General features: G+C 70.5%; 8 protein-coding genes and 1 tRNA gene. All 9 read left to right on the top strand.

The features are described 5' to 3' along the window. The first annotated feature begins 207 nt into the window (after positions 1 to 207). The 9 genes from dnaN to ACR68M_RS16225 all read left to right on the top strand — a co-directional run bounded on the left by dnaN (position 208) and on the right by ACR68M_RS16225 (position 11758). Positions 208 to 1338 (top strand): DNA polymerase III subunit beta, encoded by a 1131-nt coding sequence (gene dnaN, locus ACR68M_RS16265; protein ID WP_441251226.1) that lies wholly within the window; start codon positions 208 to 210, stop codon positions 1336 to 1338. 127 nt (positions 1339 to 1465) lie between these two features. Then, entirely contained in the window at positions 1466 to 2341 is an 876-nt protein-coding gene (gene gnd / locus ACR68M_RS16260; protein WP_441251225.1) for a phosphogluconate dehydrogenase (NAD(+)-dependent, decarboxylating), read from the top strand. A gap of 39 nt (positions 2342 to 2380) precedes the next feature. Then, positions 2381 to 3514 carry a DNA replication/repair protein RecF gene (gene recF / locus ACR68M_RS16255; RefSeq protein WP_441251224.1) on the top strand — a complete coding sequence of 378 codons (1134 nt, stop codon included), beginning with the start codon at positions 2381 to 2383 and terminating at the stop codon, positions 3512 to 3514. 166 nt (positions 3515 to 3680) lie between these two features. After that, complete coding sequence (locus ACR68M_RS16250) at positions 3681 to 4190, top strand: DUF721 domain-containing protein (protein ID WP_441251223.1); 510 nt, start codon at positions 3681 to 3683, stop codon at positions 4188 to 4190. A 285-nt stretch (positions 4191 to 4475) separates the two neighbouring features. Then, entirely contained in the window at positions 4476 to 6473 is a 1998-nt protein-coding gene (gene gyrB / locus ACR68M_RS16245) for a DNA topoisomerase (ATP-hydrolyzing) subunit B (protein WP_441251222.1), read from the top strand. A gap of 51 nt (positions 6474 to 6524) precedes the next feature. After that, positions 6525 to 9161: a DNA gyrase subunit A gene (gene gyrA, locus ACR68M_RS16240; protein ID WP_441251221.1), complete on the top strand. Its 2637-nt coding sequence runs from the start codon at positions 6525 to 6527 to the stop codon at positions 9159 to 9161. Positions 9162 to 9300: 139 nt separating this feature from the next. Next, a complete protein-coding gene (locus ACR68M_RS16235) occupies positions 9301 to 10038 on the top strand; it encodes a DUF3566 domain-containing protein (RefSeq protein ID WP_441251220.1) in 738 nt (245 codons plus the stop codon). A 238-nt stretch (positions 10039 to 10276) separates the two neighbouring features. After that, positions 10277 to 11635, top strand: a complete 1359-nt coding sequence (locus ACR68M_RS16230) for a class I SAM-dependent methyltransferase (protein ID WP_441251219.1) — start codon at positions 10277 to 10279, stop codon at positions 11633 to 11635. Positions 11636 to 11684: 49 nt separating this feature from the next. Continuing rightward, positions 11685 to 11758 (top strand) — tRNA-Ile (locus ACR68M_RS16225). The last annotated feature ends 318 nt before the right edge of the window (positions 11759 to 12076 follow it).

Genomic DNA, 12076 nt, shown 5'->3' with positions numbered 1-12076 from the left:
ACTCGGAAAACAGTGGGGTGGGCCGAAATCTGTGGACAACCGGGCCCCGACAACTGTTCGGGTTGCTTCCGCCCGTCTGCCCCGTCTGTCCGTGGAGTAGGTCAGACTGTCCTAGGCACCTGGAGACCTGAGGGCTCAGCCCGGTGGGTCGGGTGCCAGTAGACGATCAAGAGCGATGCGACAGCAGAACCCAGGAGGCGGTTACCGGTGAAGTTCCGGGTGGAGCGTGACGTCCTCGCGGAGGCGGTGGCCTGGGCTGCCCGCAGCCTCCCGGCGCGGCCGCCGGTGCCGGTGCTGGCCGGCCTGCTGCTGACGGCGCAGGAGGGCCGCCTGGCCCTCTCCGGCTTCGACTACGAGGTCTCGGCCCGGGTCGAGCTGGAGGCGGACGTCGAGGAGGCGGGCACGGTGCTGGTCTCCGGCCGCCTGCTGAACGACATCTCGCGGAACCTGCCCAACCGGCCGGTGGAGATCTCCACCGACGGCATGCGGGTCAGCGTGGTCTGCGGCAGCTCGCGATTCACACTCCCGACGCTTCCTGTGGACGAGTACCCGTCGCTGCCGCAGATGCCGACCGCGACGGGCACCGTCTCGGGCGACGTCTTCGCCTCCGCGGTCAGCCAGGCCGCCGTCGCCGCGGGCCGCGACGACACCCTGCCGGTGCTCACCGGTGTGCGGGTCGAGATCGAGGGCGACAAGATCACCCTGGCCGCGACCGACCGGTACCGCTTCGCCGTCCGCGAGCTGCTGTGGAAGCCCGAGCAGGCCGACATCTCGGCCGTCGCGCTCGTCCCGGCCAAGACCCTCCAGGACATCGCGAAGTCGCTCGGCAGCGGCGACAACGTGTCCATCGCGCTCGCCTCGGGCGGTGCGGGCGAGGGCCTGATCGGCTTCGAGGGCGCCGGCCGCCGGACCACCACCCGCCTGCTGGAGGGTGACTTCCCGAAGTTCCGGAATCTCTTCCCGACGGACTTCAACGCGACCGCCGCGATCCAGACGCAGCCCTTCCTGGAGGCGCTCAAGCGCGTCTCGCTGGTCGCCGAGCGCAACACCCCCGTCCGGCTGAGCTTCGAGCAGGGCGTGCTGACCCTGGAGGCCGGCTCGGGCGACGACGCACAGGCTGTGGAGCGGATCGAGGCCGACCTCGAGGGCGACGACATCTCGATCGCCTTCAACCCGGGCTACCTGGAGGAGGGCCTGAAGGCCATCGACGCCGCGTACGCGCAGCTCGCCTTCACCACCTCGACCAAGCCCGCACTGCTCAGCGGCAAGCCGGCCATCGACGCCGAGGCCGACGCGGCGTACCAGTACCTGATCATGCCGGTCCGCCTCTCCGGCTGACCCGGCGGCAGGTCGCCTGACGAGGTCGCCCGCGCCTCGGACGGTTGCCGCGCTGCCCCGGGCTAGGCTCGGGGCAGCGCGGCAACGGCGCCGCAGTCAGGCACGTCACCACAGTGAAGGACTTGTCATGGAGCTCGGCCTCATCGGTCTCGGCAAGATGGGCGGCAACATGCGCGAGCGCATCCGCCGCGCCGGCCACACCGTCATCGGCTACGACCGCAACCCGGAACTCGCCGACGTCGACAGCCTTGAGGAGCTCATCACCAAGCTCCAGACCCCCCGCGCGGTCTGGGTGATGGTCCCCGCCGGTGGCCCGACCCAGGACACCGTGGACCAGCTCGCCGAGCTGCTCTCCCCCGGTGACGTGGTGGTCGACGGCGGCAACTCCCGCTGGACGGACGACATCAAGCACGCCGAGACGCTGGCCGCCAAGGGCATCGGCTTCGTCGACTGCGGTGTCTCGGGTGGCGTCTGGGGCCTGGAGAACGGCTACGCGCTGATGTACGGCGGCGACGCCGAGCACGTCGCGGTCGTCCAGCCGGTCTTCGACGCGCTGAAGCCCGAGGGCGAGTTCGGCGCGGTGCACGCGGGCAAGGTCGGTGCGGGCCACTTCGCGAAGATGGTCCACAACGGCATCGAGTACGCCATGATGCAGGCGTTCGCCGAGGGCTGGGAGCTGCTGGAGGCGGCGCCCGAGGTCACCGACGTCCGCGAGGTCTTCCGCAGCTGGCAGGAGGGCACGGTCATCCGCTCCTGGCTGCTCGACCTGGCCGTCCGCGCGCTGGACGACGACGAGCACCTGGCCAAGCTCAAGGGCTGGGCCGCCGACTCCGGCGAGGGCCGCTGGACGGTCGAGGCCGCCATCGACCACGCCGTCCCGCTGCCCGCGATCACCGCCTCGCTGTTCGCCCGCTTCGCGTCCCGCCAGGACGACTCCCCGCAGATGAAGATGATCGCCGCGCTGCGCAACCAGTTCGGCGGCCACGCGGTCGAGTCGAAGTAACGCGGAGACATCCACAGAAGGCGAGCGCAGTCCACACCCATGCATGTCGCGCATCTGTCGCTCGCCGACTTCCGTTCGTACGTCCGGGCCGAGGTACCGCTCGACCCGGGCGTGACGGCCTTCGTGGGCCCGAACGGGCAGGGCAAGACCAACCTGGTCGAGGCGATCGGCTACATCGCCACCCTCGGCAGCCACCGGGTCGCCACCGACGCCCCGCTGATCCGGCTCGGCGCCGAGCGGGCGGTCGTCCGCACCAGCATCGTGCGTGAGGCTCGGACGACGCTGGTCGAGCTGGAGATCACCCCCGGCAAGGCGAACCGGGCCCGGATCAACCGCTCCGACAACGTCCGCCCGCGCGATGTCCTGGGCCTGCTGCGGACGGTGCTCTTCGCCCCCGAGGACCTCAGCCTGGTCAAGGGCGACCCGGGCGAGCGCCGTCGCTTCCTGGACGAGCTGCTCACCGCCCGCGCCCCCCGGCTGGCGGGCGTGCGGCAGGACTACGAGCGGGTGCTCAAGCAGCGCAACGCCCTGCTGAAGACCGCTGCGGCGGCCCGCCGCTCCGGCGGCGGCCGGGCCTCCGACCTCGCCACCCTGGAGGTCTGGGACGGTCATCTGGCACGCTCCGGCGCCGAGTTGACGGCCTTTCGGCTCCAGCTCGTGGCGGCGCTCCAGCCGCTGGTCGCCGAGGCGTACGCCCGGCTGGCCCCCGGCGGCGGGGAGACGGTGCTGGAGTACCGCAGCTCCTTCGAGGGCGAGCTGCCCGGCAGCCGCGAGGAGGCCGAGCAGCAGCTGCTCGCCGCCCTGGCCGACGTCCGCGCCCAGGAGCTGGCCAGGGGCCTCACCCTGGTCGGCCCGCACCGCGACGAACTGGGCCTGCGGCTCGGCCCGCTCCCGGCCAAGGGCTACGCGAGCCACGGCGAGTCCTGGTCGTACGCGCTGGCACTGCGGCTGGCCTCGTACGAGCTGCTGCGCTCCGACGGCGGGGAGCCCGTCCTGATCCTCGACGACGTCTTCGCCGAACTCGACGCCCGCCGGCGCGACCAGCTCGCGGAGCTGGTGGCGCCGGCGGAGCAGGTGCTCGTCACGGCCGCCGTCCCGGAGGACGTGCCGAAGGCTCTTGCCGGTGCCCGGTACGCCGTCGCCGGGGGCGAGGTGACCCGCGTAACCGGCTGACCTCAGGGGGCGCGGGGAACTGCGCGACCAGGGCTCTACGAAGGTGCACGGTTGATCGCGCAGTTCCCCGCGCCCCTTTGTGGTTGCCCTGAGTTGTCACAGTTCCGACCACTGCAAAATTCGGCCGTATCCTGGACTGTCCACAGCCTGGGGAAAGGAGATCGCGATGAGCGATCCAGAGCTGTCGGGTGTCGATCTGGCCCGGGTGGCGCTGCGGGCGGCCAAGGAGCAGGCCCGGCAGCGGGGCGATCAGGTGCGGGAGAAGCGCGAGGCGAAGCGGCACGGGCTGCGGAGCGGGGCGCGGGCGGACGGGCGTGACCCGGTGCCGTTGGGGGCGGCGCTGAACCGGTTGATCACCGAGCGGGGCTGGGAGGCCCCGGCCGCGGTGGGCGGGGTGATGGGGCGTTGGCCGCAGATCGTCGGGCCGGACATCTCCGCGCACTGCGTGCCGAAGCACTACTCGGAGGCCGAGGCGGTGCTGACGGTGCAGTGCGACTCGACCGCCTGGGCGACTCAACTACGGCTGCTGGCACGACAGTTGGTGGCCCGTCTGAACCACGAGCTGGGCCACGGCACGGTCCGGGTGATCAAGGTCCAGGGGCCGGACGCACCGGCCCGGGGGTACGGGCGGCTGCGGGCTCCGGGGAGCAAGGGGCCCGGCGACACCTGGGGGTAGCGGGGGCTCGGGGGTCGGCGCCCTCGGAACCAGAGAGTCCGGAACCGCTGACGGCCCTTTTGAGGCCGCTCAGCCCCCCTGGCGAGTATCGGGACATGTGTAGAGGGGATTCAGGGCGGCACATCTGCCCTCAGGGGCTGCCAAACGCCCATCTATGTCAGTCCTACCGGTAGACTAGAAGCCAAACGCTGTTGCTCGCAGCAACCGAGTCGAAACGCCGTGGTCGCAGCCCTCCCGGAAACCGGGCGGGGTTGCGGCCGCGAGCTGTGCCAGAGAGGGCGCTTCGTGGCCGATTCCGGCAACTCCAGCCAGAACCCAGACCCCACCGACCAGGTGACCAACACCTACGACGCCAGCGCCATCCAGGTGCTGGAAGGCCTCGACGCCGTCCGCAAGCGCCCCGGCATGTACATCGGCTCGACGGGTGAGCGCGGCCTGCACCACCTGGTCCAGGAGATCGTCGACAACTCCGTCGACGAGGCGATGGCGGGGTTCGCCGACACCATCGACGTCACCATCCTGGCCGACGGCGCCGTCCGGGTCGTCGACAACGGCCGAGGCATCCCGGTCGGCATCATGCCGGGCCAGGACAAGCCCGCCGTCGAGGTCGTGCTCACCGTGCTGCACGCGGGCGGCAAGTTCGGCGGCACGGGCTACGCCGTCTCCGGTGGCCTGCACGGCGTCGGCATCTCGGTGGTGAACGCGCTCTCCCACCGCCTCGCGGTGGAGATCCTCACCGAGGGCGCCCGCTGGACGCAGGAGTACAAGGTCGGCGCGCCCGTCGCGCCGCTGGCCAAGCACGAGGCGGTCGACCGCACCGGCACCACGGTGACCTTCTGGGCCGATCCGGAGATCTTCGAGACCACCGTCTACTCCTTCGAGACGCTGTCGCGACGCTTCCAGGAGATGGCCTTCCTCAACAAGGGCCTGAGCATCTCGCTCACCGACGAGCGCCCCGAGCACGCGGAGGAGGACGGCTCGCCGCTCTCCGTCACGTACAAGTACGACGGCGGCATCGCCGACTTCGTCACGCACCTGAACTCCCGCAAGGGCGAGCCGGTCCACCCCTCGGTGATCGACTTCGAGGCGGAGGACAAGGAGCGCAAGCTCTCCGTCGAGATCGCGATGCAGTGGAACGGCTCGTACACCGAGGGCGTCTACAGCTTCGCCAACACGATCCACACGCACGGCGGCGGCACCCACGAAGAGGGCTTCCGCGCGGCGCTGACCGGCCTGGTCAACCGCTACGCGCGGGACAAGAAGCTGCTCCGGGAGAAGGACGACAACCTCTCCGGCGAGGACATCCGCGAGGGCCTGACGGCGATCATCTCGATCAAGCTGGGCGAGCCGCAGTTCGAGGGCCAGACGAAGGACAAGCTCGGCAACACCGAGGCGAAGACCTTCGTGCAGAAGGTCGTCCACGAGCAGCTCAACGACTGGCTGGACCGCAACCCCACCGAGGCCTCGGACATCATCCGCAAGTCGATCCAGGCGGCCACCGCCCGGGTCGCGGCCCGCAAGGCGCGTGACCTCACCCGCCGCAAGGGCCTGCTGGAGTCGGCCTCGCTGCCGGGCAAGCTGAGCGACTGCCAGTCCAAGGACCCGGCCGAGTGCGAGATCTTCATCGTCGAGGGCGACTCCGCCGGCGGCTCGGCCAAGCAGGGCCGTGACCCGCGCATCCAGGCGATCCTCCCGATCCGCGGCAAGATCCTGAACGTCGAGAAGGCCCGGATCGACAAGGTCCTCCAGAACACCGAGGTCCAGGCGCTGATCTCGGCGTTCGGCTGCGGCATCCAGGAGGACTACGACGAGTCCAAGCTGCGCTATCACAAGATCGTCCTGATGGCGGACGCCGACGTCGACGGGCAGCACATCCGCACCCTGCTGCTGACGCTGCTGTTCCGCTTCATGCGGCCGCTGGTGGAGTCCGGGTACGTCTACCTCGCGATGCCGCCGCTGTACAAGATCAAGTGGGGCAAGGACGACTTCGAGTACGTCTACTCCGACCGCGAGAAGGACGCCGTGATCGCCGCCGGTGCGGCCGCCGGGCGCCGGCTGCCCAAGGACGACGCGATCCAGCGCTTCAAGGGTCTCGGCGAGATGAACGCCGAGGAGCTCCGGATCACCACGATGGACCAGGCGCACCGCCTGCTCCAGCAGATCACCCTGGAGGACGCGGCCCGTGCCGACGACCTCTTCTCCGTCCTGATGGGCGAGGACGTCGAGGCCCGGCGGTCCTTCATCCAGCGCAATGCCAAGGACGTCCGCTTCCTGGACGTGTGACGCACTCCCCCGCACACACCTCCAGTCCGCGTGAAAGGAAACTGACCACCAGTGGTCGACGAGAACCGTCCTGACGGCGAGCAGCCGGACAGCAGCACCGACACCTTCGTGTCCCGGGTCGAGCCCATCGAGCTCGAGACCGAGATGCAGCGCTCCTACCTCGACTACGCGATGAGCGTGATCGTCAGCCGCGCGCTGCCCGAGGTCCGCGACGGCCTCAAGCCGGTGCACCGCCGGGTGCTGTACGCGATGTACGACGGCGGGTACCGGCCCGAGAAGGGCTACTACAAGTGCGCCCGCGTCGTCGGCGACGTGATGGGCAACTACCACCCGCACGGCGACACCTCGATCTACGACACCGTGGTGCGGCTGGCCCAGCCGTGGTCGCTGCGGATGCCGCTGGTGGACGGCAACGGCAACTTCGGCTCGCCGGGCAACGACCCGGCGGCGGCCATGCGCTACACCGAGTGCAAGCTGATGCCGCTGGCCATGGAGATGATGCGGGACATCGACGAGGAGACCGTCGACTTCGCCGCGAACTACGACGGTCGCTCGCAGGAGCCGACCGTCCTCCCGGCCCGCATCCCCAACCTGCTGGTCAACGGTGCCACCGGCATCGCGGTCGGCATGGCGACCAACATCCCGCCGCACAACCTGCGTGAGGTCGCCTCCGGTGCGCTCTGGGCGCTGGAGCACCCCGAGGCCTCCAACGAGGAGCTGCTCGAGGCGCTGATCGAGCGGATCAAGGCGCCGGACTTCCCGACCGGTGCGCTGATCGTCGGCCGCCGCGGCATCGAGGACGCGTACCGGACGGGCCGTGGCTCGATCACGATGCGCGCGGTGGTGGAGGTCGAGGAGATCCAGGGCCGCCAGTGCCTGGTGATCACCGAGCTGCCGTACCAGGTCAACCCGGACAACCTCGCGCTGAAGATCGCCGACCTGGTCAAGGACGGCAAGGTCGCGGGCATCGCGGACGTCCGGGACGAGTCCTCGTCGCGGACGGGTCAGCGGCTGGTCGTCGTGCTCAAGCGCGACGCCGTCGCCAAGGTCGTGCTGAACAACCTCTACAAGCACACCGACCTGCAGACCAACTTCGGTGCCAACATGCTGGCGCTGGTCGACGGGGTGCCGCGCACGCTGTCGATCGACGCGTTCATCCGGCACTGGGTGAGCCACCAGGTCGAGGTCATCGTCCGCCGGACGACCTTCCGGCTGCGCAAGGCCGAGGAGCGGGCGCACATCCTGCGCGCGCTGCTCAAGGCGCTGGACCAGATCGACGCGGTGATCGCGCTGATCCGGGCCTCCGACAGCGCGGACGCGGCCCGTACCGGCCTGATGAGCCTGCTCCGGATCGACGAGATCCAGGCGAACGCGATCCTGGAGATGCAGCTGCGCAGGCTGGCCGCGCTGGAGAGCGCGCGCATCCAGAGCGAGCACGACGAGCTCCAGTCCAAGATCAACGAGTACAACGCGATCCTGGCCTCGCCGCCGCGCCAGCGCGAGATCATCTCCGAGGAGCTGACCGCGATCGTCGAGAAGTACGGCGACGAGCGGCGCTCCACGCTGATCCCGTTCGACGGCGACATGTCGGTCGAGGACCTCATCGCCGAAGAGGACATCGTCGTCACGATCACCCGTGGCGGCTACGTCAAGCGGACGCGGTCCGACCTCTACCGCTCGCAGAAGCGCGGCGGCAAGGGTGTGCGCGGTGCGCAGCTGAAGCAGGACGACCTGGTCGACCACTTCTTCGTGACGACCACGCACAACTGGATCCTGTTCTTCACCAACAAGGGCCGGGTTTACCGCGCCAAGGGCTACGAGCTGCCGGACGCGGGCCGGGACGCCCGTGGCCAGCACGTCGCCAACCTGCTGGCCTTCCAGCCGGAGGAGCACATCACCCAGGTGATGGCGGTGCGCACCTACGAGGACAAGCCGTACCTGGTGCTCGCCACCCGGGCCGGCCTGGTGAAGAAGTCCCACCTGAAGGACTACGACTCCCCGCGCTCCGGCGGCCTGATCGCGATCAACCTGCGACAGGACGAGGAGGGCAAGGACGACGAGCTGATCGGGGCAGAGCTGGTCTCCGCCGAGGACGACCTGCTGCTGGTGTCGCGCAAGGCGCAGTCGATCCGGTTCACCGCGACGGACGACGCGCTGCGGCCGATGAGCCGGGCGACGTCCGGGGTGAAGGGCATGGCCTTCCGCGAGGACGACGAGCTGCTGTCGATGAACGTCGTCCGGCCGGGCACCTTCGTCTTCACGGCGACGGACGGCGGGTATGCGAAGCGCACTCCGGTGGACGAGTACCGTGTTCAGGGACGCGGTGGTTTCGGCACCAAGGCGGCGAAGATCGTCGAGGGCCGGGGCTCGCTGGTCGGGGCGCTGGTGGTCGAGGAGACCGACGAGATCATGGCCATCACGCTCTCGGGCGGTGTGATCCGTACAAGGGTTTCCGGAGTTCGTGAAACCGGACGTGACACGATGGGCGTCCAACTGATCAACCTCGGAAAGAAGGACGCGGTGGTGGGCATGGCCCGCAACGCGGAGGCCGAGGACGAGGAGCTGGGCGAGGACGAGGGCACTGTGCCCGAGTTCCCGGCCGGTGAGACCGTCGGTGAGGCCGTCGTCGAGACGGCCCCCGAGGCGGTCGAGGAGACCACGGCGGACGGCACGGCCGAAGAGGCCTGACCGCGAGCCAGGTGGCCGGTGCGCGCCCTCAGGGGCGGGCACCGGCCACCGACCGGTCCCGGGCAAGCCGCCCGGTACCGGTCGACGAGCTGGAACACCAGGGCGGACGGCCGCTCTGGACGACTGCGGGAGGACCAGGGTGAGTGGAGCGACGGGTGCTGCGGGAGGTGCCGCGGGCGGCCTGCCGGGCGCACAGGGCGGAATGCCGTACGGCAACGTGCCGCAGCCGCCGGCCGAGCACCCTGCCTCGTCCACCTCGCTGATGCCGCCGGTGGCCTCGGCGAGCCAGGGCGGCGGGTACGGCGGGATGCCGCAGCCGCCGTCCCAGCCACCGGCCCAGCCGCCGGCGGCCGGGTTCTCGCAGCCGACGACGTACAACAAGGGCCAGCCGACGCCCGCGCGCGGCACCCGGGTGAACTCGGGCGCCCCGGGCGCCCCGGCGACCCGGCGGGCCGGCAACGCCCCGGCGGCTCCGGCCGGGGGCCAGGGCGGCGCGCTGGCCGGCCGGGTCCGCAAGGCGCGGCTGCGCGTCACCAAGGCCGACCCGTGGTCGGTCATGAAGGTGGCGTTCCTGCTCTCGCTGGCGGTCGGCGTGATCATCATCGTCGCGGCGGCGGTGCTGTGGATGACGCTCGACGGGCTGGGCGTCTTCGACTCGCTGAACAGCACGCTCAAGGAGGTCACCGGCTCCGACACCTCCGCGGGCGTCAACCTGATGGACTACATCGGGTTCGGCCAGGTCATGATCTTCACCACCCTGATCGCGGTGGTCGACGTCGTCCTGATGACCGCCCTGGCGACCCTCTCGGCGTTCATCTACAACACCGCCGCCGGCTTCACCGGCGGTATCGAGCTGACCCTCGCCGAAGAGGACTGACCGCCTCCGCTTCTCCCTCGCGGTGCCCGGACCTGACACAGCCTCCGGTGCACTGCCCCGTGTCGGAATCCCCGGGCCCCGAAGGCCGTTCCAGCCTTCGGGGCCCGCTGGCGTTCGGGTGACAGCAGCCGTGTCCCGGCGTGCCGACCGGCACCGCCGTGGACGCCGTCGGATTAGCTGTCCGCGATGTCGGTGTGGGGCCCGGTGACGGGTGGGAACTGTTGGTGGGAGGCACACCATGGCAAAGGTCGCAACGCAACTTGTCGGGGCACTGGAAGAGCTGCTGGGCGCGCGTATCCCGCTCCGGGTGCGCGCCTGGGACGGCAGCGAGGCAGGGGCCGCCGGGGCGCCCCTGGTGGTGCTCCGCAACCGCCGTGCCGTACGGCACCTGATCTGGCAGCCCGGCGAGCTCGGCCTCGCGCGGGCGTACGTGTCCGGCGACCTCGACCTCGCGCCGGAGGCGGACCTCTACGAGGTGCTGTCCGCCGTCGCCGAGTTCACCGAGCGGCGTGAGGAACTCGGGCAGAGCATCGGGCTGAAGGACGCGGTCGGGCCCGAGGGCCGCCGGCTGCTCGCCACCGCGCTGCGGACGGGCACGCTCGGCCTCCAGCCGACGCCCCCGCCGGAGGAGGCCCGGCAGCAGGGCCGCGTGCACAGCCGCAGCCGCGACCGCGCGGCGATCAGCCACCACTACGACGTCGGCAACGAGTTCTACCGGCTGGTGCTCGGCTCCTCGATGGTCTACTCCTGCGCGTACTGGGAGCCCTCCGCCAAGAGCCTGGAGGACGCCCAGGCGGCCAAGCTCGACCTGATCTGCCGCAAGCTCGGCCTGCGGCCCGGGATGCGGCTGCTGGACGTCGGCTGCGGCTGGGGCTCGCTCGTCCTGCACGCGGCCCGGCACTACGGCGTCCAGGCCGTCGGGGTCTCCATCTCGGCCGAGCAGGTCGCCCTCGCCCGCGAGCGGGTCGCCGAGGCCGGTCTCACCGACCGGATCGAGATCCGCCTCCAGGACTACCGCGAGATCCCCGACGGGCCCTTCGACGCGATCTCCAGCGTCGGCATGGCCGAGCACGTCGGCAGCGCCGAGTACCTCACGTACGCGGGCGGCCTGCACACCCTCCTCGCCCCCGGCGGGCGCCTGCTCAACCACCAGATCTCCCGCCGCCCCAGCCGGCCCGGCCAGCCGCACGTGCCCAGCCCCTTCATCGACCGGTACGTCTTCCCCGACGGCGAGCTCTCCCCCGTCGGCACCACCGTCTCCCTCCTGGAGGAGGCCGGCTTCGAGGTGCGGGACGTCGAGTCGCTGCGCGAGCACTACGCCCTGACCCTGCGCGAGTGGGTCGCCAACCTGGAGGCCAACTGGACCGACGCCGTCCGCCTCGTCGGCCGCGGCCGGGCCCGGGTCTGGCGCCTCTACATGGCCGCCAGCGCCCTCGCCTTCGAGGAGAACCGCATCGGCATCAACCAGGTCCTCGCCGTCCGCACCCCCACCACCGGCCGCAGCGGCCTCCCCGCCACCCGCTCCGAGTGGCTCGCCCCCCACCCCGACAACCCTGAGCTGGACGTCCACGACTCGGCCACCGGGACCGCCGCCTGAATGGATTTGGGAGATCAGCCCTCGGTCCGCTAATCTTTCAGTGCGGCAAGGGCCTATAGCTCAGACGGTTAGAGCGCTTCCCTGATAAGGAAGAGGCCACAGGTTCAAGTCCTGTTAGGCCCACGCGAAGAAGTACCAGGTAGAAGCCCTGTTCCTCCACTCGGAGGGGCAGGGCTTCTACTGCTTCTACGGTCGCCCATCCAAAATTCCTCCGAAACCCGTGGTGAGCCGTCTCGCCGTTGGCGTACAGGGCTTACGGGGTTGGCGTACTTGGGCCTGCCCGCCGATTGGGGGGCTGTGCGCCGTGTTCTACGGGTGGTAGAAACGGCAGAGCCCGCCGAGTTGGACGTGTCCACCCCGGCGGGCTACGGCGGGCCCTACGCCCTCCTCCAAGGTCGATGCGGCCCTCCTCCAAGGTTCTGCATCGCGAGGGGTCCGCCG

It is taken from the genome of Kitasatospora sp. McL0602, from assembly GCF_052076145.1.
Classification (GTDB): Bacteria; Actinomycetota; Actinomycetes; order Streptomycetales; family Streptomycetaceae; genus Kitasatospora.
This window is presented reverse-complemented; position numbering and strand designations above follow the sequence as displayed.